The sequence below is a fragment of the Marispirochaeta aestuarii genome (assembly GCF_002087085.1).
GTDB classification, from domain to species: domain Bacteria; phylum Spirochaetota; class Spirochaetia; order JC444; family Marispirochaetaceae; genus Marispirochaeta; species Marispirochaeta aestuarii.
Window position 1 is genome coordinate 172,489 of the sequence record NZ_MWQY01000008.1, and the last position, 25,762, is coordinate 198,250.

The following is a 25,762-nucleotide window of genomic DNA, read 5'->3' on the forward strand; positions in this document are numbered from 1 at the left end:
CGAAAGTCGAATTACAATAAAATCAAAAATAGGAGGCCCGCCGATGGAACTGACCATCAAGGAAATCCCCGCGGCATTCAAAGCCAATATACCCCAGGGGATGCGCCTTTTTGCCAAGCACGGAAAAGAGGTACTTCTCGTTGAATCTGTTTTCTGTCCCAACGGCCACAACCTGCTGGTGGACAGCGTACGTATTCACGATGAGCCCTCCATACGCCTGAATATCAGGCTGGGAAACCAGAAGGGAGTGGTGTTCCTCGACTCCTTCTGGGGAAGCCACGCGAATCTTTTTTCGTTTCTTCCCACGAAGATGGAGGCGGACAGCGCAGTGGAAGCCCACTGCCCCTACTGCGATGTTCTTCTTAACGTCAAACAGCCCTGCGAAAACAAGGATTGCGATTCCCGGGAACAGATCGCCCTCTATCTTCCGGGACGCAACAACAGGATCTACATCTGTCCCAAGGTGGCCTGCCCCCATCACATGCTGGTGGTGGAGGAGATACCCCACGACATTCTGGAAGTCATAGATGAAATCAACTACTTCGGTACCGGTCAGGACGAAGTTTTCGGGGGGATCTGATGAATTACGTTCGAATAGCCGCAGACGAGTGCAAGGGCTGCCGCCTCTGCGTGCAGAACTGTCCCAACAACTGCCTGGGAATCGGTTCCGAGATAAACCAGATGGGATATCAGGCCGCGGTCTTCAAAAACCCCAACTGTACCGCCTGCGGAATATGCTTCTACGTCTGTCCGGAACCCGGCGCCGTTACGGTGTATAAGAACGAGGAGCGGATCAATGCATAAGCAGCTGATGAAAGGAAACGAAGCAGTCATATACGGCGCCCTGCTGGGAGGCGCTACCCACTTTTTCGGCTACCCCATAACACCGGCCAGCGAAATAGCCCACGCCGCGGCGGCCTACTTCAGGGCCGCCGGCAGAGTATTTCTCCAGGGCGAGTCGGAGGTCAGCGTTATCAACATGATCTACGGTGCCGCCGGTGCCGGAGCCCGGGTCATGTCCGCCTCATCCGGGCCGGGGGTAGCCCTTATGGCCGAAGGGATCTCCTACATAGCCGGAGCGGAACTGCCCGCGGTCCTTGTGGATGTACAGCGTGCCGGTCCGGGACTCGGCAACATATGGCCGGAACAGTCCGATTACAACATGGTGGTAAAAGGGGGAGGCCACGGAAACTACCGCAACATAGTGCTGGCCCCGAACTCTGCCCAGGAGATGTGCGATTTTACCTACAGGGCTTTTGAGCTGGCGGACAAATACCGCATGCTCGTTTTCATTCTGACGGATGCCTATATCGGACAGATGATGGAGCCCGTCTCCTTCCCGGAAAAAGTACTCCACGGAGAACGCCACCCATGGGCGGTCTATGGAGACTCCCGGAGCAGGGAAAACCTTATCACCTCCATCCTGATGAACAGGGAGCTGCTGTCCCGGCACAACCTCCACCTCCAGGAGAAGTACCGGCGCATCGAGAAGGAGATATGCGATTTCCAGGAAGTACAGACAGAAGATGCCGAGCTGATCTTCGTGGCCTACGGAATCAGTTCCAGGCTCTGTTACTCTGCGGTATCCCAGCTGAGAAAAAAGGGAATAAAAGCCGGACTGCTGAGGCCCAGGACCCTCTATCCCTTCCCGCGGCAGCGCCTCAAGGAGCTTTCTTCCTCGGCAAAACTGTTTATCACCGTGGAACTGTCCAATGGACAGATGGCCGACGATGTGGAACTCGCCCTCGAGGGCCGCAGGCCTCATCTGCTGTACAACTGGATGGGCGGTGTAGTTCCGGAGGTGTCGGAGATTATAGCCCGCACCGAGTCCGACATGCAGGGGGTACCGGTATGATAGTAAAGGAAAAACCGAAAAGCTTCTACGAGGTCTTTGAACGCAAGGGCCCCGGGCAGAAAACGACCCATTACTGCCCCGGATGCGGCCACGGCACGGCGCATAAGCTTCTTGCCGAGATTATCGACGAGATGGGTATTCAGGACCGGACGGTGTTTCTCTCCCCCGTGGGATGTTCCGTCTTTGCCTACTACTATTTTGACACCGGGAATATTCAGTGCTCCCACGGCCGCGCACCGGCGGTGGGCACCGGGGTCAAACGGGTCCGGGACGATGCGGTGGTCATCTCCTATCAGGGAGACGGAGACCTGGCCGGAATCGGCACTACGGAAATAATCCACGCCGCCAACCGCGGGGAAAACATGACGGTCATTTTCATCAACAACGCCATCTACGGTATGACCGGCGGCCAGATGGCACCCACGACCCTCAGCGGACAGAAGACCCTGACTACCCCCGAAGGACGTGACCTGTCCCTTGACGGGGCACCCATCGGCATGGCGGAGGTCATGAATGCCCTTGCCCCTCCGGTGTATATCGAACGGGTGAGTCTCTCCTCCCCCGCCGGCATAATGAAGACCCGCCGGGCTTTCAAAAAGGCCCTTCAGAATCAGATCGACAAAAAAGGCTTCTCCTTCGTGGAAGTTCTCTCCCCCTGCCCCATCAACTGGAAGATGGACCCCGTCAGGGCCCGGGAATGGATGAAGGAGACCATGGAGGAGATCTTTCCCCCGGGATGTCTGCGGGACACCGCCGATCAGTGCACGCCCCACACCCTGCTGAAACCCCTGAACGACCGGGAGCTCATGGACCTTTTCCGGGTAAAAAAGGAACTGCCCCAGGTGCAGAAACAGGAACTGCCCCAGGAGCAGCACATCAAGATATCCGGCTTCGGCGGACAGGGCGTACTGTCAGCGGGAATTCTGCTGGCCAACTGCGTTATCGCCGAAGGCCTTGAAGCAACCTGGCTCCCCTCCTACGGACCGGAGATGCGCGGCGGAACCGCCAATGCCAGCGTCATTCTTTCGCAGGAGGCGATAGGTTCTCCCGTTGTCGACGAGCCGAACGTTCTCATGGCGATGAATCTTCCCTCACTCCTGAATTTCGAGGAAAAGGTGCTCCCGGGAGGACTCATAATCGTCAACTCCTCAGTCGTTGACCGCAAGGTGAAGCGAAAAGACGTCAAAGCCCTGTATGTACCCGCCTCCGAGATGGCCAGAAACGAAGGATTGATCTCAGCGGCCAATATCGTAATGCTGACGGTGTATCTGCTTGAGTCCCGGGTTGTGGATCTGGAGACCTTCAAGGCAGTTCTGCCCCTCAGCCTGAAAAAGAAGGAGTTCCTGGATCTTAACCTGCGGCTCATACAAAAGGCAGAAGCCTTTTATGCGGGCCTCTGACTCCATCTTTGTCCTGGTTATAAACCCGGGATCCACCTCCACCAAGCTGGCTCTCTTTCACGGGGAGACATGCCTGCAGAATTATACAATCCGCCATTCCGCAGAGGAGCTGAGGCGGTTCTCCTCCGTCGCCGGGCAGAAGAATTACCGAAAGGAGCTGACCGAGACCTTTATCAGCGACACGCTGCCGAAGGATGCAGAGCTTGCGGCCGTCATCGGCCGGGGCGGACTCCTGGCACCTTTGGAAAGCGGGGTCTACTCCGTGAACAGCAGCATGCTGGAGGACCTGGAAAGCGCCCGCTGGGGAGAGCATGCAAGCAACCTGGGAGCAATCCTTGCGGAGGAAATCGCCCGGCCCAGGGGCATACCCTCCTACATTGCAGACCCGGTTGTTGTGGACGAAATGCTTGACGAAGCCCGCTTCTCCGGCTGCCCGGAGATACAGCGGGTCAGTATCTTTCACGCCCTGAACCAGAAATCCGCCGCACGCAAGGCCGCAGCCCGGCTCGGCAAAAGCTATGAAGAGCTGAACCTTATTGTAGCTCACCTTGGGGGGGGGATCTCAGTTGGCGCCCACCGCCGGGGACGGGTCATCGATGTAAATAACGCCCTGGATGGGGACGGTCCCTTTTCCCCGGAACGCAGCGGAGGCCTTCCGGCAGGTCAGCTTGTCAGCCTGGCCCTGGAGTACCGGGACAGAGAAAAGGAAATCAGAAAAAAGATTGTCGGACAGGGCGGAATGGTCGCCTATCTGGGGACCAACGATCTTCAGGCAGCCCTGGAGCGCATAAACGCCGGAGACACGAAGGCAGAAGCCGTGGTCCGCGCCATGGCCTACCAGGTCGCCAAGGAGATTGCTTCCCACGGTGCAACCCTCAAAGGGCGTATCGATGGAATAGTACTGACCGGAGGAATAGCCTGCAGCGGCTATGTAACGGACCTTATCCGAGAAAGGGTCTCGTACCTCGCACCCGTGCTTGTAATAGAAGGAGAGCGCGAAATGGAGGCCCTTGCAGAGAACGCCCTTGGGGCACTGAACAGAACCCGGACGATTAAGGAGTACCGCCGGTGAAGCTCGATCAGTTTCTTAAAGTCGAAAGGAAGACGACGGTCGCAGTCCCCTTCCCCGAGGATGATGCAATCCTGAAGACCTGTAAAACAGCGGCGGATCAGGACTGGGCCAGCTTCCTTTTTATCGGAAATCCGGAAACAATCGAAAAGGCCGCCGCAAATACAGGCCTTAAACCCGGTTCCTACAAATGTGAGAAGGCGGAAAATGAGACCGAAGCCTGCGCTCTTACAGCCAGATACATAAAGGAAGGGAAAGCCCAGGTCGCCATGAAGGGACAGGTGCATACCGGGGAGTTCAGCCGCGCCCTCTTCTCGAAGGATGCCGGACTGCTGGAACCGGGCAGACTCGTCAGCCACATGGCACTGTGTCAGGTGGCCTCGTATCACAAGCTGCTCTTTCTTACGGACTGCGCCATAAACATCAGGCCGGATTACGCGGATAAACTCCGTATACTCGATAACGCCGTCGATCTTGCGAAGCGGCTCGGCATATCCAGGCCGAAGGTCGGCCTGGTGGCCCCGGTGGAAACGGTAAATCCCAAGATAGACTCAACAACCGATGCGGAGAAGCTTCGCCGTGAATATGATCCGCAAAAAGCCCTGCTGGGAGGCCCCTTCGGCCTGGATGTCGCCCTCTCTGCAGAAGCGGCGCGGATAAAAAAGATAGAGAGTCCCGTTGCTGGAGACGTGGACATTCTTCTATTTCCGGAGCTGAACTCCGGCAACGCCGTCTACAAAACCCTCACCGTTCTGGCCGGAGCGACCATCGCCGGCCTTCTGATCGGCCTTCAGGCTCCCGTGGTGCTTACCTCCCGGGCCGACAATGCTGAGACCAAACTACTGTCCCTGAAATTAGGCCTCGCCTCCGTGTAAATCCGGACACCGGGGAATGAAGCTGGACCTTTGCGCCAGATATATTACTCCCGGGCCAAAGGTTCAAGAGTCTCAACAGTTTCCTGCTCATTGATTTCGAATATGGCGACCTGCTCATGCAGAGAGTGCGTTACGGCAACCATCGATTTTACCAGGGCAAGAGACTCTTCCGCATCTCTGCTGACCCTGGTTGCCTCATCGGTCATGGAACGGGCGGCATCGCTGACCTTCGTGCTGACACTGACAAGTCCTCCGATAGCGTCTATAGCGACCCTTCCGCTGACCAGCATCTCTCGTGACCCGGTTTTTACCCCTTCGGTGATCCTGCCGATTTCTTCCAGTGAAGATAGTATGATCTCGCTGCTTTGGGACTGAACATCCACCCTGCCTTTAATATCATTCAGAAGTGTGTTCACCTGTTCTGCGGAACTCGCAATATGGGAAAACGAGGCTTCCGTCTCTGCGGAGATTGCCACAGCCCGTTCAATAGACGCTCTGACTTCATTCAGGTTTTCAGAAATTGTCCGGGACTGCAGATTGGATACTTCGGAGAGTTTTCGTATCTCTTCCGCTACAACCGAGAACCCCCGTCCTGCATCGCCGGCGTGCGCTGCTTCTATGGCGGCGTTCATTGCCAGAAGGTCTGTCTGCGATGCAATCTGCTTGATCGTCGTATTTGCATCAATAATCGCTTCTGAACGAGCGCTCAAGGTGTGTACCGTCTCTTTCAGTTCATCAAGCCGGGACCTCCCGTTACTTGTTACCTGCTGTAAATGGTCCGATTCGACTGCGCTCCGTCCAAGATTTTCTGCAGTCTCCCGAATGCTTTCGATCAGTGCGGTAATGGAACGATTGCTTTCCTCCACCGTTGAAGACTGCGTGTTGATATTCGTATCCTGTTCTTCGATAGTCCGTTCGATCTCCTCCATATTCGAGGAAACTGTCGTTATTATATCGCTCTGCCGGGAAATGACCTCTTCTACCTGAGATGAGAGCAGATTAATCTGTCCGGCGGAATGACCCGTTACTGTCATGGAATCCAGCAGACGGTCTGTACCGGTTAAGGTTTCCTGTGCACCCTTCCGGGTATTGAATACGATGGCCGAGAGATTTGCGAGAAAATCATTGAAACTTCGCCCCAGAGCACCGATCTCATCCCGGTATTTCGTTTCCAGACGAATGGTCAAGTTTCCATTGGAGACGTCCTTCATGGCATGAAATATGGACTGAACGGCATTCGTAAAGCGATTACTGTAAAGAATTGAGATCAGTAGACTCACTGCCACAGCCACAAGGGAGGCGGAAAAAAGGACGTTTCGCAGCCGATCGCCTACCGAGTCGCTCGTCTCGGTTACAGCATAAATATCATCCGTCAGTATTCCGTCCAGTGCCCCCACCGCCCGGGAGATCGTGGTATAGGTCGTCTGTAAAGTCCGAGCCGGCTGCTGCAGCACAATGCGGAAATATTCTTCATTGAAGACTGCTGAATTGTCGTTTGATCCCGTTGCATCCGTTACCGGAGATGAAACATTGCCAAGGGCCTGCCCGACGGAACGGGACAGAATCTGTTGCCTCCGTTCGATGACGGGAAGCAAATTGTTCTCGAATGTTTCGAGATACGAACCTATGCCGGTGTTTAAAACGAATACCAGGGTCTGTTGGACTTTCGGCATGCCCTTTCGATCAAAACCGCCATTCTCGCTGAAATACGATTTCAGGCGGGTATACTCCTGGATTCCTACCTGATTACGGTTTTCAATCAGAGACTGAATATTGTTCTGCACATTATCGACCATAGCAAGGGCGTCACGATACGACAGGATGCGGCGGTTGTCTTCATCGATCCGATCGATGCCCCGGGAGAGAGAGTGAATACCCCAATATCCCGCACCGGCTATAACTACGATAAGCAGAACTATACTGAGAAAGGCGGAAATCAGCTGAAAACGTATACTTCTCACTCCGTCACCACCGGTAAACCTGCAGACAGCCAGCCCCCGTTCATACCGCCGGCAAGGGAGACTGCTTCAAACCCCATCATTCTCAGAACTCCGACTACCTGTCCCGCCGCCTGACCGCTGTAACAGGTCACAAGCAGACTCCTGTCTCTGGGGAGTTCATCCAGGTGATGCCCCACGTCAAACCACCAGATGTTCACAGCTCCCTCGATGTGTCCCCTGGCAAAATCTTCTGCCCGTCGAATATCCAGGACCATAACCGGTTCGTTATTGCTTAAACGCTCATGCAGGGCAGAAGGAACAATGATATTTTTATTTTCGTTTGATAAGCCGAGGAAGTATTGCTGCCCGGCCTCTTCCAGAGCTTCTTCCCCGGCTACAACCTGGGAGAGGAGTTCCAGGATCTCGGTATCCGACATTTCCTGGAACTCCGTCTGAGAACACCCAGGCATGAACAGGAAAAATGCAGGCACGGCAAGGAACAGCAGAAAACGTTTACTCATTGAAAATTTCATAGCTCAATTTTACGTGCAGGTGGTGATTTTCGCAAGAAAATTACGATTTATTCGAATCCGCAGGAGTGGCTGAAGGACCTCAGCCCACACGAGGCGGCAAAGTGGCAGCGTCGACGGTATATGCAAGTCACCAGCGGAGAAGTTTCAAAAATAGCCTGCGCCTCCGTATAGCCAGATATCAGCTATGGGTGCCCTCCTGCAATTGCTTCCCTGGCTGCTTTCTCTATTTCATCATCGATTGCATCATCAAAAGAGAAGGAGTAAATCTTCCACTCGTTATCCGGTTTATAGAACTGGAACTCCATTCTTAAGGGTTGTCGATCATGCAGGGCAAGATACGTTAAATGCACAAAACGGTCAGCTATACTGACTGCGCCGAGGAACTCCTCACCGTAATACCGGCCTACCAGGCCTTGCACACCTGTAAGCTGGTTCTGCAGATTCCGGACAGTATCCGGTGACGAGCTGATCCACCTGTTCGTACTGTAAATGCTCTCCAGTGCTTCAGCATACCTTTGAGAAGCATAGAGCTGAAAAAACTTTTCCACCTCGGCCGAATAGTCTGCAAGCAGCAGTGATGCCGACAAAAACATGATCAGTATCGGAATAATCTTTTTCATGTGTTTTCTCCTCCTGCGATAGACATATTCTACCCGCTTTCGCCGTTCGACGGAATCCGGCCATGGCATGGTTGACCGGAGGAGAAAAATACTCAAGCCCAGATGATATCTCGATGCATTGCCGGTTCCAGCGGAAAAGCTCCGGCCAAAGTCTACATGCAATACACGGATTTTACCGTGATGTATCCCTGCATCCTCCCTCCCTTATATATTTCGAACAGAGGATGCGTCAGGTATCTCCTTCTCTGCATTACAGTGCTCGCAGTAGGGAAGCAGCGAATGCCGAATTCCGTGGCATTCCGGACATTCCTCAAAAAGCGGAGTACCGCAGGCCGGACACGAGTAGGGCCTTTCTTCCTCAGCCTTATTCGGAAGGACAATCTTGTTTACCGTCCGCCTGGTCCAGAACAGAAACCTGCGAGGACCCGTTCGGACCGGATACTCACAGACAGGGCAAAGAAAACGTTCATAGGCTTCACGGTATTGTCTGGTCAGCCACTGGGTCCTGGGAAAAGCTGCAACACGAATAAAGTAGATCAGGAGCTTGACCACGGCGATCAGAAGTCCGATCACGAGTACGTACTTGAAATACCGTGTAGGAAAATACTCATGGATTACGAGAGATACCTTCAGCAGTACCGCTGCTCCGTAACCTGCGAAAAGAGGGAAATAAATGCTGTCGCGTTTTTTTACAATCAGAAACGCTCCGGCAGCCAGAAGCGGAACCAGTATCAGAAGTTGCAGCATGGCAAGACGTAAATCATGATTTTCCTTCAGCCGCTCATACTCGCTTCTGGCGGGTTCACGCTGACCTTCGATTTCTTTTTCCAGATCCAGTCTTTCGGACTCTAATCCCCGCTTCTGATCCATGAGTTCTGAAAGCTCTTCATTGTACACCTGATACTTCTCCTGGCTGTCAAGAAAACTTTCGAGGCTCTCGGACAGATTGATCTGCTCTGCTTCGGGCAGCACAGCCGATTCTTGCACTGTGACTTTCTGTAGTTCGATCAGCTGATTGATGGTTTTCTGAAGATTCTGAGAACTGTCGCTTACAATCTGCATCTCCTCCCGCTTACTGGCTATATCGCGATCAATTTCCGCAATGCTCTCCGCAAGCCTCCCCTCCTGCTCCACAAGGGCCTGATCAACGTATTCTTTTTCTATCTCGCTATACCGGGGACCCTGTATCGACTCAATATCCCCGACAAGAAATCCGAGAACCCAATATACGAGTATGGCCAGAATCACTGTAAAAAGACGTATCGAGAAGCGATGAATCCAGGGACCCCTGGGCTTTGGTGCTGTTTTCATTTTACCTCCTGCACCAGGAAAGTATATATCTATAAATGAAAACATGAATACCATGCAGATATTTCCCGGGGTTCTTCCAGGATACACTGCTTTTGAAGGACTGCTCCGGCTTTTTCGTCTCGTTGCTCACTAATCCGGAAACCATGGCTATTGACTATCCTTTATCACCAGCTTGACATGTTTTGTCATTCGGTTATCTACTTTTGCATATACGCCCAGAGAACCTGAAGCCCATGAGTTTACAAAGGAAATGATACAGTTTATGAACAGAAACACCATATCAAGTATCGAAAAAGCTTTCCTAAAAGAAACAGGTACGTCTGAAAACTCCCCGGACCCGTCCTATATAGTTGTTGATAATTTTCCTAAACTGGGGCTGTTGACTTCCCTGAGATTTCTGGAGTGGGCTTCGGAAAACCCCCGGGGAATCATCAGCCTTCCCACAGGAAAGACACCGGAGTATTTTATCAAATGGACGGCACATCTGCTTGATGTCTGGAACGAAAAACCGGGGATAGCCGTACGTGAAAAGTACGGGCTCGCCGGTGTAAAAAAACCTGACCTGAGAGGTTTACGCTTCGTTCAAATCGACGAGTTTTATCCCATTAATTCCGGTCAGCACAACAGTTTTTACAATTATGTAGTCAACTATTATATCAAAGGTTTTGGCCTGAATATGGATAATGCTCTGCTGATTAATTCAGACGAGATTCCCCTCGCGGAAGGCAAACATTATTCAGAGATCTTTCCGGACCTGCGGGTCGATCTTTCTCTGCGGTATCGGGAATGCAGGAGCTCGCTGGAACAATTACAGCAGCGATCGATATTCATGATCGATCAGTGGTGCAGTGATTATGAGAAACGGATACGTGATTTGGGAGGCCTGGGATTTTTTATGGGCGGCATCGGACCTGACGGCCATATCGCTTTCAACACCCGCGGGTCCGATCAGTATTCCACCACACGATTGACAGAGACTAATTTCGAAACCCAGGCGGTGGCAGCCTCCGACCTGGGAGGGATTGAGATCTCTTCCAACAGGCTGGTAATCACCATCGGTCTGGAAACCATCACCTGCAATCCGGACACGGTGGCTATTATCATTGCAGCAGGCGAAGCTAAAGCCGGAATCGTGAAAAACTCTATCGAGAGCCCCATAAACAATATTTATCCGGCCACAGTCCTTAAAAGACTGCACAACAGCAGGTTTTACCTGACCAAAGGGGCCGCATCGAAACTCAGCGACACGATGGACGCCTACTATGGAGAAGGAGACTGGAACCCGGAAAAATCCGACAGAGCAGTCGTTGATCTATGCAGAAAGAATAATTCCTATGGCCATCATATATCCATCGAAGATCTGCGGCATGATCGGTATTGTCGTCACATACCTTCACTGGACAAGAACACAGTGCCTTCGGTTCAGAAGAGTATCATCGAAAAAATAGAGCGGGGACTGGGACAGGAAAAAAACCAGGTATTCCTCCATACCGGACCGCACCACGACGATATCATGCTGGGGATACTGCCCTACATAGCAACCCATATCAGCGAAACATCCAACCAGTTCCATTTTTCAATCCTGACGTCCGGGTTCACCGCTGTAACAAATCAGTTTATCATCACCGCACTCACCGACACGATCAGTTTCATTGACGACGGACTTATCCAGATGATAGCCTATCCCGATTTTTTTAAAGTCGGGTATAAACATAAATGGGACAAGGATGTATATCACTATCTTACCAAGGTAGCTGCCGGGGAAGAGTACGAACTGCGTCGCGGCCTGTGTCACCGAATCGTACGGGCAGTGGTGGAAATATACAGCATTAAAGACGCAGAGCACCTTAGAGAAACACTGAAGAATGTCATCCATCTCTTACAAAACAGCTACGACGGGGAGAAGAACCCTCCTGAAATACAAAAACTGAAGGGTATGCTGCGGGAATTCGAGGAGGAACTGGTCTGGGCGCATTTCGGCGTGCAGGTAAAAAATGTTCATCACCTCAGGCTGGGATTCTATACCGGAGATATGTTCACCGAACAGCCCGAACAGAGTCGTGACGTGGCCCCCATTCTGGACATGTTGAAAGAGATTCATCCCACGGTCATCAGCCTGGCCTTCGATCCCGAAGGCAGCGGTCCCGATACACATTACAAAGTACTGCAGGCCATCGCCGCCGCACTACGCGAATGGAGCAAGAAAGAGGACCTTTCCGACCTTCGGATCTGGGGCTATCGTAACGTATGGTACAGGTTTCATCCCGCAGAGGCTGACTGCATCATTCCGGTTTCCCTCGATGAGATGGCAGTAATGGACAGCCTGTTTAGCAATTGTTACCTCAGCCAGGTAGATGCATCGTTCCCCAGCCACGAGCTTAACGGGAAGTTCAGCCATCTGTCACAGAAAATATGGGTCGAACAGTTAAAAGATATTCAACTGCTCCTTGGAAAAGACTACTTCTATCAGAATGAGAACCCGAAAATCCGTTCAAGTCATGGAATGATCTTCCTCAGGGAGATGAACCTGGAGGAGTTCCTGACATACGCCCGCAAGTTGGAAAAATCCATCGACGGAAATTTCTGAGCATGTACAAACCAGGACATCGCGGACTATCAGCTGACCACATCCTTTACAGTTTCAACTCATCCTTACAGGTCATGATATCCCAGACCTTCCGGTCCTTCGTATCTGCATAACCGTCTATATCTTCAGATTTGAGCCATTGAGAGGGACCCAGGCGGAATGTAACGGGCTGCGCTTCCCATATTCTGCACTCAGCCTCATTCTCAAAGCACTTTGACGTAGAGACACCTGTCATCGCCATCGTCATAATAATCCTTCTGCACCGCTTCCAGGATATAACCCTGTTTTTCATGAAATCTGCGGGTGGGGGCATAGAGCATGCTCGAGGAGGTTTCGATATATGTCTTCCTTCCCCCGAGCGTTCTTATGTGGTCTTCGGTCTGTTCAAGCAGCATCCCGCCGATACCCCTTCCCCTGAGCCTGTCATCGACGGCAATCCAGTAGATGTCCCAGCGGTTGAGGGTCATCGGTATGGGGCCGTAGCAGATATACCCGGTAAGACGGCTTTTTTCCCGAGCGGTCATGAAATAGTAGCCGCTTTCATCGCCCTTTTTCAGTGCTTCCTGCACCAGCTCCAATGCCACATCGATCTCCCGGGCTTGAAAATAACCCGAGGATTCGAGAACTTCCCGTATCCGTTCGTCATCACCGGGAAGGAGCTCTTTCCTGATTACGATATTCATCTTGTCCCACCCGAAGATGCTACAATCCGTTCAATCATCTCTTGGTATGATACACCCGCTTTCGCAGCCGCTTCAGGAAAACCCGCTCCGGGAGAAATGCAGGGGTTCGCGTTGACCTCCAGGACATGGGGCTGTCCCGTTTCATCCATCCGGAAATCAACCCGGGCATACCCGTTCAGACTGAAGAGGCCTGCGCATTCCCGGGCAATCGCGGTGAGCTGCTGCAGCATGGGATCGTCGTCGGAACCGAAATCAAAACTACGCAAGGAGTTCTGATACGATTCACAGGATTCATCCCATTTCGCTCTGTAATCGAGAAAAGGATTGTGCTCATCTTTCCCGCTGTAGATGATCTCAGAAGGAGGGAGAACCTCCCATGAGTCTTTTCCGTCGGAGAGAAGGGCGATATTTATCTCCCGACCAGACAGAAACCGCTCGGCGAAAAAACCCCTTCCCGACGCCGCGAGGAGTTCATCGAGTTCTTCTTCCCGGGAGACCTCGACAACGGAATCCGAGGTCAAACCTGCCGAGCCGTGTTCCCACACAGATTTGACAATGTACCGCCCCGGGAAAAAAGTGCCTGCAGCAAGCCCGCCGGCCTCATACCAGAAGGGAGTCGGAATCCCCTGTCGAAGCATCATCCTTTTTGAAATTATCTTGTGAGAGGTCAGGTAGAGAGCATCCGCGCTGCAGCCCGTGTAGGGAATACCCTCCTGTTCAAGGATGTGGGGAAAGAGCGATATGAACCGGCCTTCTCCCGCAGAAGGGTCGAAAAGATTAAAAATCAGACTGCCCCGGTGTGTTCCCAGGGTTCTCCGGAATTCAACCAGGTTCATGTCGGCCTCGAGTTCCCGGGTTTCATACCCGAGCTCTTCCAGTGCGGTGCTTACCGTTTCCGCCTGGTAGAGGGTATCCTGATCGTCGGCGCCCGCCATGCCGGCGGGCCGGCAGAAAAGGATTGAGATTTTTCTAGAATTCATGCAGAACGATTTTTCCATTGTGCTCTCTTTCAAGGGCGGAAGTCATGATCTCCCTGATCAGCGCTTCATAGCTTATCCCTGAAAGACGACACAGGATCGGCAGATCGGAATCGACAGGATGAAGACCGGCGAGGGGATTTACCTCGATAAAACTGGGCCGGTTCTCCGCATCCAGCCGCAGGTCGATCCTGCCTCCGTCCCTGCACCCCAAAGCTCTCCAGGCGGCAAGTGCAAGGTCCTTGCATGCTTCTCCCAGCTCCCCATTAACCAGGGAATACTCAACCAGTTCACGGTAGTTTTTTTTCGTTTCATATGAGTAAACCACCCCCGACGACTCTCCCTGAAAAACCACTTCCATCGGCGTCAGCGCTCTTGCCCTATCGCCGGTACCGAGGACCCCCACGGTAAATTCCCGGCCGGGAAGAAAGGTCTCCACGAGAACGGGCTGCCGGAATTCGACCAAAAGATCGCTGCAGAGCTCCCGCAGTTCCCCTTCATTGTGAACCAGAGATCTGCTGCTGATTCCCTTACCGGTTCCCTCCGCGGCAGGCTTCACGAACAGTGGGAAAGCGAGGGAATGCCCGTCCAGGTCCGAAAGGGTTTTAACCACGATGAAATCGGGAGTCGCTATCCCCAAATTTTTAAGAATGTGCTTCGCTATCCCCTTGTGGAGGGTGATTCCGAGAACCAGCGGATCAGAAAAGGTATAGGGGATTCGATAGGCATCCAGGAGGGCGGGTATCTGGGCCTCTCTCCCCAGACCGTGCATGCCTTCAGAGATATTGAAAACAATATCCCATCGTTCACCCGCGGCGAGCTTTCCGACGAGGGATTCAATTCCTCCTATCCGGACCGGGGCATAGCCCAAAGTGCGCAGGCTTTGCTCCAGGGCATCGATTGTTTCAGGAGAATCCAGTTCCGCCGTCTCTTCCGGACTGTAATTCCTCGCAAGGTATTCCGCCTGCAGGTCGTAGGTGAGACCTACGCACAGTTTTTCCGGTCTTCTCTTCTCAGAGCCTTCCGACCAGAAGTCTGTAGAACTGATATCTATCGGCCTAGAGGCTGTCGTCAGGATACTCATAGGTTTTCCCTTCATAATTTCTTAGAGTCAGTTTTCCGTTAACCGTTCCCTGAATGTAGTCAGGACTAATAGGAATCTTTCCGCCTCCCCCAGGAGCATCTATGACGTAGTGGGGGACCGCGTATCCCGAGGTAAAACCCCTGAGGCTGCGGATGAGCTCTATCCCCTCTCTCACGGTGGTCCTGAAATGGGCCGAACCTGCAATGGGATCGCACTGGTAGAGATAGTAGGGCCTGACCCTGATTATCATCAGCTTATGGAAGAGATTCATCAGGGTCTCTGAATTATTATTGACCCCCTTGAGAAGAACGGTCTGACTGCCCAGGGGAATTCCAGCGTCCGCCAGACGACTGCAGGCTTCGCTCGACTCCGGAGTGATCTCATCAGGATGTGTTGCGTGAATACTCATCCACAGCGGATGGTACTTTTTCAGCATCCTGACAAGGGATTCCGTAATCCGCTGGGGCAGGACCATTGGGACCTTCGTTCCCAGCCGTATAATTTCCACATGCGGAACTGCCCTCAGACTACTCAGAAGATACTCGAGGCTCTTCTCGGGCAAGGTCAATGGATCTCCGCCGGAGACAAGAACGTCCCGCACCTCCCCGTGGGCCCTGATATATTTCAGAGCTTCATCCCAGTCTTTCCTTCCCATAGCTCCGTTGCCGTTGCCGACGACACGTGAGCGGGTGCAGTAGCGGCAGTTAACCGAGCATGTGTTGGTTGCCAGAAGGAGGACCCTGTCGGGGTAACGATGAAAGAGCCCGGGAGCAACACAGTGGCCCTCTTCATTCAGCGGATCGACCGATTCTCCGGGGGAGGAGACAAATTCGGCCAATCCGGGAATAACCGTCTTCCGAAGAGGCTGCAAAATATCCAGCGGATCGATAAGTGAGGCGTAGTAAGGCGTCAGCGAAAGCGGAAGCCTTCTTCCCGCAAAAACGAGTGCGTCCTTTTCATCGTCGGAAAGACAGAAGATACGCTCCAGCCCCTTCAGGGTATGGATTCTGTTCCTGAACTGCCAACGCCAGTCATTCCATTCGTCATCACGGGTATCCGGAAAATATCGAGCTCGGAAAGAGGATGATCGACGGCTGATGATGGGAAAAAGTTCAGCAGTATCCCCCTGGCTGGGTAGAACGCTGACTAGACCAGGAGGCTCCTCGTCTTCGGCAGTGGGAACCGGATCGGAGAATTCAATTTGGATTGTGTTCCTTTTTACTGAAGCAGGTTTGGTTCGGGTACAACCCGAAAAGGTGTAACCATTTTTACTGTTCATTGATTTTCTAATCCCTATATCCCGTGATAATCCATTGATTACCCGGAATGGAAAAGAAAATACCGCAACCAGGTTGCGTCGGTAAAAGCCGATTCTGATCACCAGAAACAGACTATTTACCTACGTCTAAATTCATCTTTTTTGAAAATATGTCAATATTCTTGCCGTAAATAATTGCATTATTTCATTTCGGTAAATCCACTGCTTTCCTGCTGTCCGCATCCCGCAACAGACCGGCTCCTTCCGCAAATCCCGTAAAGAAATGCCTCGCGTTCACGCCCAAGACACGGTTATCGTAACCGCCCTCCTGGACGACCAGGGTCGGAATCTTCAGTTCTCCAATCTGCAGTCCATTCCTGAAAAAATCCCCTGACCTGAGATGCCAGGTACCCGTCGGATCACCTTTCGCGGTGTCAAGGCCGAGGCAGACGATCAGATAGCGGGGCTTGAACCGTCTGACCGCGTTGAGAGCCCGGGAGAGAGTCTCCAGGTACTTCTGACCATCGACATTTTCCGGGAGCGGGTAATTGATGTTGTATCCCTTCCCTTCCCCCGATCCCCGTTCGTCCCTGAAACCGGAAAAATAGGGATAGGCAAATCGGGGATCTCCGTGCAGGGAAATGGTCAGAACATCCGGTCTTTCATAGAAAATATCCTGATTGCCGTTTCCATGATGATAATCTATGTCGAGTATGGCCGTCCTGCCGTACTGCGCAAAGCGATAAGCCGCGGCGGCGGCGGAATTGAAATAACAGAAGCCCCCGAATGCCTTTCTCTCCGCGTGGTGTCCCGGAGGTCGGATCAGCGCATAGGCGGCCCTTCTTCCTTCGAGGATGAGGTCCGCCGCGGTCAGAACGCTGTCTACCGCTGACCTGGCGGCTTTGTAGGCATTCGCGTTCAGGGGGGTGAAAGTATCTATGCAGTAGTAACCCGCTCTGATTTCAAGTTCCTTCGGGGGCCGTGAGGTATTCCTGATCGGGAAAACATAGGGATATACAGATTTTCCGGTTCCTACGGCCGCACAGGCTTTCCTGATATAGCTGAGATACCCTCGGTCATGGATCCGGGAGAGGACCTTCATCCCCTGATCCTTCGGAGCGAATTCGTGAAAAAGATCGGTCCTGATCAGTTCATCCAGTATCGTTTTCACTCTGACGGGGGATTCCACGTACCCCCTCTCCCTGACATGGTGAATCTCGTGCTTCCGGTTTACAACCAGAGCGATCTGGTGGTCAGGTTTTACACTCCGGCGCACACCGATAAGCTTTCCGGAAACGTAGCGCGGCTCCCTAACCTTTACAGGATCATCCCTGAAAGAATCCGTCACCATTTTTATATACGCATCATCGCAGACATCTCTGTACTTCGTCCGGAGGATCGCCTTTATCGCCTTGCGGGCTGCTGCCCTTCGCAGGGGAGTTCCGGAACCCAGATCGTCGTACATAATAAAGGGCGGACAGGTATCCTTCGGCCCGACCGGGGTTTCATATTTTGTTCCGATTATCGGGAAAGCGCCGAAATTCTCGTAGAATCTGAGCCGGGACCGATTCTGCTCGATCAGCCCCTCTTCTCTGCAGATTTCAGGCCCGTCCGGGAGGCATTCGAAGAGAATACCTTTAAGACCGATCTCCACGGCCTCCTCCCTGACCCTCTTATACAGAGAGGAGCCCAAACCTCCCCGTTCACCGGCCTTTGAAGCGATGTAATCGAGATAACCGTAATCCAGGCCCGGCAGGGTAGACAGCACGGCGAATCCCTGCACAGTTTCATGAAAATCTTCTATTACAAAGATCACGACCTTCTGCCTGTTTTGTACCGGGTCTCTGAGGGAATCGCGTATCTTTTCGAATTTGGCGGCGGAAGTCCCGGGGAACTGCTCGAGAAAGATGTGCTCGATCTGCTCGATCGCCCGGATATTCCTGGGATAAATGGCATCATATATGCGCCGTATCTTGAACATAGTTTTTTCCCTTCTGTACACTATGAATAATCGTCTCAGTATGCTGAGTCCAAATTTCCGAACAGTTCTTTCCAAGAACTAAGGTGGTATCCCCGATATATGATACCATATACAAGGAGATCAAAGTTAGACAAAAGTTCGATGAAGAGTTCAAAGATAAGGTAGCCGTGGAGGCGCTGAACGAGGAGAAACCCCTTCAGGAGATTGCTGTAGAGTATGCGGTCCATCCGAACCAGATAAGGGCATGGAAGAAGCAGCTGCTCCAATTGCTGGTTACATGGTATTTAGGTATGTACAAGCAGTAAGTCTTTATAGATATTTATTCCAAAAGCTATTTCTAATACTTCATCATCACGCAAGTCCTGTTCATTTTTTATATATTGCAATTCTGTTAATGCTGTTCTACCTTTCTTTACGATTATATTTCGTTCTTTTCTTTTAAAATCGACTAAGAATGGGGAATGTGTTGCAATAAATAGATAGTTTGTTTTCCCTATCTCCAATAGTTCTTCCCTAAGATCTCTTATTCCGGAAGGGTGAAGATGTGCTTCTGGTTCATCAATCAATATTAAATCATTTTCTTTATTTAATTCTCTAGTTTCTATAGATAAAGACAATATTAAAGAAATAAACTGCTTGAATCCCTCACTTCGATTTGTCATTTTATGAAAATTATACTGATTATCAGAACCAGAATCTTTAACAGATACTACACATAACTTACTATCATTTATCTCAATATCAAACTCAATGTTATGTCTCCATATCTTTTGAATATATCTAGTAGTCGCCTTTGATAGCTTTGTCATCATTTTACGTCTAAGCTGATCATTAGTGATTCTATTTATTTCATCTGCAATCTTTTGTTTAGTTTTATAACCCGATATTGCAAATATATTCCGCAGAGGTATGTTTACTGTTGGATTATTCTTAAAATCTTCTAGTTTAACATTAGATATTAAGTACTCTTCAGATGGTTTCCAGAATGAAACTTTTGGTTCCTTACTTTTTACAATTTTAACAAGACTATTATTTATAATCTCTTTTAATACTTCTTCGCTCAATTCTTCTTCATTAGCATCATTTTCTTTAATCATTTCAATCTTGTATATTTTATACTTTTGAGGTTGACCATTAACATTTTTCGTTGCAACTTCTTCACTTATTTTTATTTTTGACGTAATATTGACTATACTGTAATGATAAACTTCGTTAAAGTTTTTGTCGTCACTTCCAAGGTATACATTTTTAACTAAATCTTTTATCTCAAAGTCTAAGATATCGCCATTCTTAAACATTTCTCTTATTTCTTTTAAATATTCATTTTTAGAATCAAATTGAAGATTGAACCATAAGTCAACATAATTATTTTCTTCATCTTTTTGATTATGTATTATATCGTAATCACATTCATATGAAGGTGTCCGAAACATTGATATTGCCTGTAAAATATTACTTTTACCAGATTCATTTACACCAATTAACATAGTTGTATGACTATCACCATATTTTTGACAATCAATTTCCAAGTACTTTATGGATTTATAGTTTTCAATTACTATTTTTGTTAGTTTCATGCTTCTCATAGTCCTTACTTATACTCATCATATAATATAGTTTTAAATATAACAAAGAATTTTTAAACAATCCGTATGCATTAACAATATATCACTTTACTATATATTCTCTACTTTCTCTTTTCCCAAATTGGATATAACATCCAATTGAGCTGCGTGGCGTGAAGCTGGCATGTGTTTGTGCTGCAACTATCTTGCAGTATAACTCCACTTATTCACCAGAACAACTCAAAACTAATGTTCCTCGTTCCCGCCTGGTGCACAAACCATGACAGTAGCCACATCTGCTCCAATTGCTGGTTATATGGATTTATTTAAGTGCATACTGAAGATCATGTATTCTTATAGGGGGATATCCGGATTTAGTGAATAAATCATTAGTGTCTCGATAAAACATCGACAGAATTACTGGTTTCACTTCGCTATTAATAATTTCAGCGACTTCATCATTGAAATCATCATCATTTTTAATATAGTTATTCTTTAAAGCTGCAAAATAGAGAACTTTAGTTTGAACTACTAGTTCATCTTTATCTTTTTCTGTACCTTCAAAACTAATTCCGATGGACGAAAAAAACATTTTATTATCGTTACTTAATGTCCATTCTGAATTGTAACTAATAGTATACGTATCTTCTCTTTCTGGAATATTAGGCGTAAATACTTCGAAATTTAAAGATTGAAGTAAAATATCTATTATAGGAAACTTTTCTTCCATGACTAATTCCAATTCTCCTTCAGAAAAAGTGCTTCAAATCTTTTTTCAGACTCTTCGGTTGCGCGGATCTTTTTATCATTTTCAAAAACGATCTCAACGGTTCTTTTTGTCTTCTCAAAATATCTCATAAAGGAACTGTATTCTATTTCACTAAATGAATGCTTCTTTGTGAAAAAAATAGCAGGTGTATATCCTAGAATATTTGATAGTTCAGTTATTTTATCAATAGTAAAATTTCGGTCACCACTAAGTAGCTTTGTGATAGCGGCCTTTGATACACCCATTTTCTGAGACAACTCAGTTTTACTGATTTTCTCATTTTTCATAAGTCCATAAATTTTACCGGTAACAATATTTCTAAAACTTTCTTTCTTTATATCTATTGATTCTTTTCTATTTTCAGCTTCTCTTTTCAATGCGCTTATTCCGCCCATAATACACTCCTTCAATCCTTTTTGAACGACTATTACAATAAAGAGTTTTCTGTCGTCTCATGTTTTCAAGATCTTTCTTAGGCCATTTCCTTTTGTCTTTTTTAAAGCCATAAACTGCTACTAAATTGTATGGTTTTGAGTCCCATATGCATGCAATTCTATATGGTTTTATTTTTATTTCCCATACGTCATCCTCAACAGGTTTAAACTTTTCTGGGTGCGAGTAAAACATTGGATTCGAGTTAATTGCATTTAAGACAGAAATAAGTTTCTTTCTATATTTTTCATTACCGAATTCCCTGTCCATAAACTCATATACTTGAGTTGTTGCATTCTCCTTTCCAAATACACGGAAACCAAAGTTATCTTTATAAATTTCTTCGGTACATGTTAACATAAATATTAACTCGTTCCTTCTATAATGTCAATAATCTTGTACTAATAGACATATTAGCTATTTTGGAGCTTTAAATTCCATATAACATCCAATTGAGCTGCAAACCGTTAAGCTGGCGCGTATTCTTGCGTAAGCAAGAATCGTGACAGTAGGTTTGACTGCTCCAATTGCTGGTTATGTGCTGCAACTACCCTTTCAGCAATTCATATAACCTTTTATTCACATAGATTGTCTCTTTCCAAGATTTGAATGATTCTAATACTCCTATCTCTTCTAATTGCTTAAGATATTTGCTTGCGGTTCTTCTTTCCGCAATATTTGCGTTAACCAAAAATTCAATCTTAGTGTAGGGTTGTATAAATAGAATATCAATTAATTCTTTTGAGTAAGTCGTCTTTGGTAGTTCATTCTTACATTTTTCAGTCGTTTCATTAATTAAATCTACAATACTTGAGATCATTTTTAGCGTTTCAACTGAAGTAATTTCGACTGCTTTCAGCATATAAATTACCCATGCTTCCCATCCATTCTTATCTTTTACATTCTGTAGCAGATCATAATATCTATTCTTATTCTTTATAATATAATCACTCAAATAGAGAATCGGTTTATCCAATAGTTCTTTTAGTATTAGATACAATACATTTATTATTCTTCCTGTTCTTCCATTTCCATCATAAAAGGGATGGATCGACTCGAACTGGTAATGTATGATTGCCATTTTTATCAGTGGGTCAATATCATCCGTTTGATTTATGTAGTCTTCAAGATTCTTTAATAATCTATTTATTGATTCTTCATTATCTGGTGGTGTATAAACAGATTCACCTGTTTGTTGGTTTACAAGCGTCGTACCAGGAAGTTTTCGTATTCCTGCATTATTTCCCTCTAATTCATTCTGTATTCGAATCATTATATTAGTTGACAGGAATCCTTTTTCTTTTAATTCATTAAAGCCAGTCCATATCGCTGATCTATAGTTCAATACTTCCTTAGTTTCTACATCAATTTCTTTAACGCTATCGGCCAATGCTTTGTATAATTCATCCTGAGTTGTTATTATGTTCTCAATCTCTGAACTTGTTTTTGCTTCTTTTAAGATTATTGAACTCAATAAGATAGAATCGTTCGGTAAGAGTGAACAGTATCCTTTTAATCTGGCCAGTTCACGGTTAGCTCTGATCGCCTGATTTAGTATTGTCTTTGTCTCAATATCAGCTTCCGGCGGTAAAAGAGGAAGATCATTATTTGGTTTCGAACCATCACGCTTCATTCATGTACATTATAGCACATTTCTTGCACATTACAAGCGTTTCATGTACATTACATGCACATAACATCCAATTGAGCTGTGTGGCGTTAAGCTGGCATGTGTTCTTGCGTACGCAAGAACCGTGACAGTAGCCACATCTGCTCCAATTGCAGGTTATGTTGCTGAATTGTAATGTCTATCAATATATCTAAGAAAATATTTATTCGTAAACATTACTCAACTATTAAATATTCTTTATTTCTATATTTATTTCCTCACCATATGGGCCAATATTAATTTCATTCACAGCACCACAATTTGGACACGTAATTTTTAATATATGACGATTTGAATCTTCATTGTCTACCGAAAATCGAAATTTTTTTCCCCCACATTCTAAGCAAGTAATTTCCATATTAACTCCATAAATTATTATAATATGCTTTTATAGTTTTTCCATTAACTCAATTCTATTTATCAATGTTTAAGAATTTAATAACTTGCATTCTATTTCTATTAATTATCAATAAATATTCTATTAAAATTATTCAAAGCGTCAGAATATTCTTTCAATAATTTTATTGAAATATTATCAACCCCTTTCCCTTTTTCAGTTATAGTACCGTTATTAACAATCAATTGTATTTCTCTAACCTGTGAATGAGAAAACACATAAAATTCATCATTGTCCTTACCAGTAAGTAACCTGGGTTTGAAAAATACCCAATAATCAGGATCATCAGCACTTTCATTTTTATATTTTGGGAAATAGGATGTAACAAAGTTTTTTCCATTTTTACTTGTTTTCACTTCAATACGTAGGTATTTTTTTACTTTTTAAGTAAACTAATATATCTGTCCCTTTAGCATTCCCTAAAGTAATCGAGGCATCACAGCCCCTCAGGAGTAACTCAGATAGCACTCGATATTCTCCAGCAATCCCCAGCCTATGCTTTACATTTTGTTCCATATTACGTATCTCCTCATGTTCATGATCTGCTAATAATAATTCTTTAAACAGCCTGTTTGTATCTGAAAGATCATTTCAATACTATAGGCTATGTTACAAATACCTCCGTCAACATAACACCCAGTTGAGCTGCAAACCGTTAAGCTGGCGCAGTTTGTGCCTCAGTCGTAAACAGTATAACTCCGCTTATGAGCTAGAACAATCGAAAACTATTGTTCCCCATTCTCACGATCCTGCACAAACTGTGACAGTAGGTTTGTCTGCTCCAACTGCAGGTTATACTGCGCTGATCCCCCAGGCAGAAGAACCATTTTTCGAACCATGAGGAGAATTTCCATCGAACACCGAAAAATAGTCTCAAAGGAAAAGTGCGTTTGGCCGTAGCGTGGCCATTAATTGCGTTGGGTTGCGTGCAGGCCTTTGCGCGGCTGCGTGGCCAGGCGCTGGCCAGCGATAGGCCTTAGTGTAATTTCGATAAACTTTCGTTATCGAATTCCCTCTTCCCTTCCTTCTTCGAAGTCCCCAAAAAAGTGTCTGTATAACACCCAGTTGAGCTGCAAACCGTTAAGCTGGCGCTGTTTGTGCCTTAATCGTAAACAGTATAACTCCACTTATGAGCTAGAACAATCGAAAACTATTGTTCCCCATTCTCACGATCCTGCACAAACTGTGACAGTAGGTTTGTCAGTTCCAACTGCAGGTTATACAGCGTTTGTTCTCCAGGCATAAGAACCATTATTCGAACCATGAGGAGAATTTCCTTCGAATCCCCAAACATAGTCTCCACGGAAAAGTGCGTTTGGCCGTAGCGAGGCCATTGATTGCGTTGGGTTGCGTGTAGGCCTTTGCGCGGCTGCGCGGCCAGGCGCGGGCCAGCGTTCGGCCTCAGTGTTACTACGACAAGCCTTCGCTATGAAATTCCCTTTTCCTTCACCTCTTCGAAGCCCTAAAAAAATGTCTGTATAACATCCAATTGAGCTGCGTGGCGTTAAGTTGGCATGCGTTTGTGCTGTTACTCAACCAACAGTATATCACCAATTTCGCTCTCATCGCTCTCTTTTCAGCTACAGATCTCTTGGAACCAGTAGCACAAACCATGACAATAGCCACGACTGCTCCAATTGCGGGTTATGTAGCGACACTTAAACTTTTATGCCAGCAAAATGTTTATCAAGAATATTTTTAATTTCCACCTTTAGATTATTCTCAAAATCGTCATCAATTATTGTATACTTTGTTATTGGAATAAAATACTCTCCTTCATTCTCAAATTTTAACCCTTTAGATATCTCAGTAGAAAATTCTTTAGGAATTGAAACAGCAAAAATGAATTCGTCATAAATTAAATTAAATCCAACGAAAAAATATCCCTTATATGGTTTTTCTACATCAAAATACTGTCCCCAACCATAGGAATCAAACTGTTCGCCTCCGGCTTTCCAACTATAATTTGTATTTAAATTAAGATAATCAGTAATTTCTACTTTTATCAAAGCTATTTGCTTTTTCCATTTATCAAGTATACTAGCTGCATAACCTAAGTCTCTTTGATTAAACATCAACACTACCTCTTGACGACTTAATTTAAAATTTGGCGTACTATGTATAACTACCCCAGAAATATATCTAAGTATTTCATTGTTTATTGGATGGTCCTTATCAATATCCTCTTCAATTAACCTGCCTAACAAGCTTTCCCAGTAAACAATACGTATCAATTTATCTGAATATTCTTTTTGTACCTGCTCAACTACCTCAGTTTCAATATGATTCATTGGTATCAAATAAACTAATTTCGTAAACTTTTTTCTTTGCTTCTCCTTTTTTACAAAATCTGGATAGTCAAATATTTGAGTTTTTTCAAATTCTCTACTTTTACTTGTTTTTATTTCAAATAAGATTAAAGTCTCGGAATTTTCAATAATAATATCAGGTATGCCAATGTGCATACTTTTCTGTGTTTTAATATCATTGTATGCGATGCTATTAATCTCTTCTTCACTAAGGCCAATTTCTTTTAAGACAATGTTGAGTATATATTTTCTTCTTATTAGGTTGCACAGCAACTCGGTTACAGAATTCTCGTCTCCTCTTACAGCCTTATAAAGATAACTATCTGTCCTTTCCATTTTGCATCCTATATTTAACATTTACAGCATCTCTAAGAACCTGAATTTTTCGCCTACATAACATCCAATTGAGCTGCGTGGCGTTAAGTTGGCATGCGTTTGTGCTGCTACC

General features: G+C 47.1%; 25 protein-coding genes. 8 read left to right on the forward strand and 17 right to left on the reverse strand.

The genetic code is table 11. From position 1 onward, the window contains the following. The first annotated feature begins 43 nt into the window (after nt 1-43). Genes B4O97_RS08800 through B4O97_RS08825 form a run of 6 tightly spaced genes read left to right on the forward strand, consistent with a single transcriptional unit; the run spans nt 44 to nt 5,199 of the window. Entirely contained in the window at nt 44-580 is a 537-nt protein-coding gene (locus tag B4O97_RS08800) for a hypothetical protein (protein ID WP_083050108.1), read from the forward strand. Next, nucleotides 580-804, forward strand: a complete 225-nt coding sequence (locus B4O97_RS08805; protein ID WP_083050110.1) for a 4Fe-4S dicluster domain-containing protein — start codon at nt 580-582, stop codon at nt 802-804. The genes B4O97_RS08800 and B4O97_RS08805 overlap by 1 nt, the downstream gene beginning before the upstream one ends. Beyond that, nucleotides 797-1,855, forward strand: coding sequence for a 3-methyl-2-oxobutanoate dehydrogenase subunit VorB (gene vorB / locus B4O97_RS08810; protein ID WP_083050112.1), 1,059 nt, complete (start codon nt 797-799; stop codon nt 1,853-1,855). Before B4O97_RS08805 ends, vorB begins: the two co-directional genes overlap by 8 nt. Continuing rightward, a complete protein-coding gene (locus tag B4O97_RS08815) occupies nt 1,852-3,255 on the forward strand; it encodes a 2-oxoacid:acceptor oxidoreductase family protein (protein ID WP_083050113.1) in 1,404 nt (467 codons plus the stop codon). Before vorB ends, B4O97_RS08815 begins: the two co-directional genes overlap by 4 nt. After that, nucleotides 3,242-4,327, forward strand: a complete 1,086-nt coding sequence (gene buk / locus B4O97_RS08820) for a butyrate kinase (protein WP_083050115.1) — start codon at nt 3,242-3,244, stop codon at nt 4,325-4,327. The genes B4O97_RS08815 and buk overlap by 14 nt, the downstream gene beginning before the upstream one ends. Next, a complete protein-coding gene (locus B4O97_RS08825; protein ID WP_083050116.1) occupies nt 4,324-5,199 on the forward strand; it encodes a phosphate acyltransferase in 876 nt (291 codons plus the stop codon). Before buk ends, B4O97_RS08825 begins: the two co-directional genes overlap by 4 nt. Before the next feature lie 44 nt (nt 5,200-5,243). On the opposite strand, the gene B4O97_RS08830 is transcribed toward B4O97_RS08825, so the two are convergent. The 4 genes from B4O97_RS08830 to B4O97_RS08845 all read right to left on the reverse strand — a co-directional run bounded on the left by B4O97_RS08830 (nt 5,244) and on the right by B4O97_RS08845 (nt 9,603). Next, entirely contained in the window at nt 5,244-7,160 is a 1,917-nt protein-coding gene (locus tag B4O97_RS08830) for a methyl-accepting chemotaxis protein (protein WP_083050118.1), read from the reverse strand. Continuing rightward, nucleotides 7,157-7,660 (reverse strand): rhodanese-like domain-containing protein, encoded by a 504-nt coding sequence (locus tag B4O97_RS08835; protein WP_158084223.1) that lies wholly within the window; start codon nt 7,658-7,660, stop codon nt 7,157-7,159. The genes B4O97_RS08830 and B4O97_RS08835 overlap by 4 nt, the downstream gene beginning before the upstream one ends. Nucleotides 7,661-7,854: 194 nt before the next feature. Next, complete coding sequence (locus B4O97_RS08840) at nt 7,855-8,292, reverse strand: hypothetical protein (RefSeq protein WP_083050122.1); 438 nt, start codon at nt 8,290-8,292, stop codon at nt 7,855-7,857. Nucleotides 8,293-8,496: 204 nt separating this feature from the next. Continuing rightward, complete coding sequence (locus tag B4O97_RS08845; RefSeq protein WP_083050123.1) at nt 8,497-9,603, reverse strand: hypothetical protein; 1,107 nt, start codon at nt 9,601-9,603, stop codon at nt 8,497-8,499. Between the two features lie 379 nt (nt 9,604-9,982). Here B4O97_RS08845 and B4O97_RS08850 point away from each other — a divergent pair, with 379 nt between their 5' ends. Then, nucleotides 9,983-12,190 (forward strand): PIG-L family deacetylase, encoded by a 2,208-nt coding sequence (locus B4O97_RS08850; protein WP_198947044.1) that lies wholly within the window; start codon nt 9,983-9,985, stop codon nt 12,188-12,190. Between the two features lie 203 nt (nt 12,191-12,393). Here the strand turns inward: B4O97_RS08850 and B4O97_RS08855 are convergent, their stop codons facing one another. From B4O97_RS08855 to B4O97_RS08875, 5 genes are all read right to left on the reverse strand, one after another. Then, nucleotides 12,394-12,873, reverse strand: coding sequence for a GNAT family N-acetyltransferase (locus tag B4O97_RS08855; RefSeq protein WP_083050125.1), 480 nt, complete (start codon nt 12,871-12,873; stop codon nt 12,394-12,396). Beyond that, a complete protein-coding gene (locus B4O97_RS08860; protein WP_158084224.1) occupies nt 12,870-13,853 on the reverse strand; it encodes a D-alanine--D-alanine ligase family protein in 984 nt (327 codons plus the stop codon). Before B4O97_RS08860 ends, B4O97_RS08855 begins: the two co-directional genes overlap by 4 nt. Then, nucleotides 13,843-14,934: a D-alanine--D-alanine ligase family protein gene (locus B4O97_RS08865; RefSeq protein WP_198947045.1), complete on the reverse strand. Its 1,092-nt coding sequence runs from the start codon at nt 14,932-14,934 to the stop codon at nt 13,843-13,845. The genes B4O97_RS08860 and B4O97_RS08865 overlap by 11 nt, the downstream gene beginning before the upstream one ends. Next, a complete protein-coding gene (locus B4O97_RS08870) occupies nt 14,909-16,213 on the reverse strand; it encodes a KamA family radical SAM protein (RefSeq protein WP_083050129.1) in 1,305 nt (434 codons plus the stop codon). The genes B4O97_RS08865 and B4O97_RS08870 overlap by 26 nt, the downstream gene beginning before the upstream one ends. Before the next feature lie 184 nt (nt 16,214-16,397). Beyond that, nucleotides 16,398-18,173: a histone deacetylase family protein gene (locus B4O97_RS08875; RefSeq protein ID WP_083050130.1), complete on the reverse strand. Its 1,776-nt coding sequence runs from the start codon at nt 18,171-18,173 to the stop codon at nt 16,398-16,400. A gap of 83 nt (nt 18,174-18,256) precedes the next feature. Between B4O97_RS08875 and B4O97_RS08880 the strand changes: the two genes are divergently transcribed. After that, nucleotides 18,257-18,478, forward strand: a complete 222-nt coding sequence (locus tag B4O97_RS08880) for a transposase (protein ID WP_158084225.1) — start codon at nt 18,257-18,259, stop codon at nt 18,476-18,478. Here B4O97_RS08880 and B4O97_RS08885 read toward each other — a convergent pair. The 8 genes from B4O97_RS08885 to B4O97_RS08910 form a co-directional block, all read right to left on the reverse strand. Continuing rightward, nucleotides 18,458-19,759 carry an ATP-dependent nuclease gene (locus tag B4O97_RS08885; RefSeq protein ID WP_083050132.1) on the reverse strand — a complete coding sequence of 434 codons (1,302 nt, stop codon included), beginning with the start codon at nt 19,757-19,759 and terminating at the stop codon, nt 18,458-18,460. The genes B4O97_RS08880 and B4O97_RS08885 overlap by 21 nt on opposite strands. A gap of 301 nt (nt 19,760-20,060) precedes the next feature. After that, entirely contained in the window at nt 20,061-20,468 is a 408-nt protein-coding gene (locus B4O97_RS08890; RefSeq protein WP_083050134.1) for a hypothetical protein, read from the reverse strand. A gap of 2 nt (nt 20,469-20,470) precedes the next feature. Next, nucleotides 20,471-20,902, reverse strand: a complete 432-nt coding sequence (locus B4O97_RS08895; protein ID WP_083050136.1) for a helix-turn-helix domain-containing protein — start codon at nt 20,900-20,902, stop codon at nt 20,471-20,473. Beyond that, entirely contained in the window at nt 20,868-21,299 is a 432-nt protein-coding gene (locus B4O97_RS08900; RefSeq protein WP_083050137.1) for a type II toxin-antitoxin system RelE/ParE family toxin, read from the reverse strand. Before B4O97_RS08900 ends, B4O97_RS08895 begins: the two co-directional genes overlap by 35 nt. Before the next feature lie 187 nt (nt 21,300-21,486). Then, on the reverse strand, nt 21,487-22,572 hold the full coding sequence (locus tag B4O97_RS08905; protein ID WP_083050139.1) for a Fic family protein: 1,086 nt from the start codon (nt 22,570-22,572) through the stop codon (nt 21,487-21,489). A 495-nt stretch (nt 22,573-23,067) separates the two neighbouring features. After that, the gene (locus B4O97_RS19325) at nt 23,068-23,361 is read right to left on the reverse strand and encodes a hypothetical protein (RefSeq protein ID WP_143305617.1); all 294 of its coding nucleotides are present in this window, start codon (nt 23,359-23,361) and stop codon (nt 23,068-23,070) included. 1 nt (nt 23,362) lies between these two features. Beyond that, the gene (locus tag B4O97_RS19480) at nt 23,363-23,521 is read right to left on the reverse strand and encodes a hypothetical protein (RefSeq protein ID WP_158084226.1); all 159 of its coding nucleotides are present in this window, start codon (nt 23,519-23,521) and stop codon (nt 23,363-23,365) included. A gap of 1,142 nt (nt 23,522-24,663) precedes the next feature. Then, nucleotides 24,664-25,650, reverse strand: a complete 987-nt coding sequence (locus B4O97_RS08910; RefSeq protein ID WP_083050141.1) for a hypothetical protein — start codon at nt 25,648-25,650, stop codon at nt 24,664-24,666. Between the last annotated feature and the right edge of the window lie 112 nt (nt 25,651-25,762).

Bases quoted from the DNA above. Each gene is read 5' to 3' on its own strand.
- B4O97_RS08875 (WP_083050130.1), bottom strand. From the start codon at position 18,173: ATGTTCAAGATACGGCGCATATATGATGCCATTTATCCCAGGAATATC.
- B4O97_RS08905 (WP_083050139.1), bottom strand. From the start codon at position 22,572: ATGAAGCGTGATGGTTCGAAACCAAATAATGATCTTCCTCTTTTACCG.
- B4O97_RS08815 (WP_083050113.1), top strand. From the start codon at position 1,852: ATGATAGTAAAGGAAAAACCGAAAAGCTTCTACGAGGTCTTTGAACGC.
- B4O97_RS08840 (WP_083050122.1), bottom strand. From the start codon at position 8,292: ATGAAAAAGATTATTCCGATACTGATCATGTTTTTGTCGGCATCACTG.
- buk (WP_083050115.1), top strand. From the start codon at position 3,242: ATGCGGGCCTCTGACTCCATCTTTGTCCTGGTTATAAACCCGGGATCC.
- B4O97_RS08805 (WP_083050110.1), top strand. From the start codon at position 580: ATGAATTACGTTCGAATAGCCGCAGACGAGTGCAAGGGCTGCCGCCTC.
- B4O97_RS08865 (WP_198947045.1), bottom strand. From the start codon at position 14,934: ATGAGTATCCTGACGACAGCCTCTAGGCCGATAGATATCAGTTCTACA.
- B4O97_RS08895 (WP_083050136.1), bottom strand. From the start codon at position 20,902: ATGGGCGGAATAAGCGCATTGAAAAGAGAAGCTGAAAATAGAAAAGAA.
- B4O97_RS08885 (WP_083050132.1), bottom strand. From the start codon at position 19,759: ATGAGAAGCATGAAACTAACAAAAATAGTAATTGAAAACTATAAATCC.
- B4O97_RS08900 (WP_083050137.1), bottom strand. From the start codon at position 21,299: ATGTTAACATGTACCGAAGAAATTTATAAAGATAACTTTGGTTTCCGT.
- B4O97_RS08835 (WP_158084223.1), bottom strand. From the start codon at position 7,660: ATGAGTAAACGTTTTCTGCTGTTCCTTGCCGTGCCTGCATTTTTCCTG.
- vorB (WP_083050112.1), top strand. From the start codon at position 797: ATGCATAAGCAGCTGATGAAAGGAAACGAAGCAGTCATATACGGCGCC.
- B4O97_RS08870 (WP_083050129.1), bottom strand. From the start codon at position 16,213: ATGAACAGTAAAAATGGTTACACCTTTTCGGGTTGTACCCGAACCAAA.
- B4O97_RS08860 (WP_158084224.1), bottom strand. From the start codon at position 13,853: ATGAATTCTAGAAAAATCTCAATCCTTTTCTGCCGGCCCGCCGGCATG.
- B4O97_RS08855 (WP_083050125.1), bottom strand. From the start codon at position 12,873: ATGAATATCGTAATCAGGAAAGAGCTCCTTCCCGGTGATGACGAACGG.
- B4O97_RS19480 (WP_158084226.1), bottom strand. From the start codon at position 23,521: ATGGAACAAAATGTAAAGCATAGGCTGGGGATTGCTGGAGAATATCGA.
- B4O97_RS08800 (WP_083050108.1), top strand. From the start codon at position 44: ATGGAACTGACCATCAAGGAAATCCCCGCGGCATTCAAAGCCAATATA.
- B4O97_RS08890 (WP_083050134.1), bottom strand. From the start codon at position 20,468: ATGGAAGAAAAGTTTCCTATAATAGATATTTTACTTCAATCTTTAAAT.
- B4O97_RS08845 (WP_083050123.1), bottom strand. From the start codon at position 9,603: ATGAAAACAGCACCAAAGCCCAGGGGTCCCTGGATTCATCGCTTCTCG.
- B4O97_RS08910 (WP_083050141.1), bottom strand. From the start codon at position 25,650: ATGGAAAGGACAGATAGTTATCTTTATAAGGCTGTAAGAGGAGACGAG.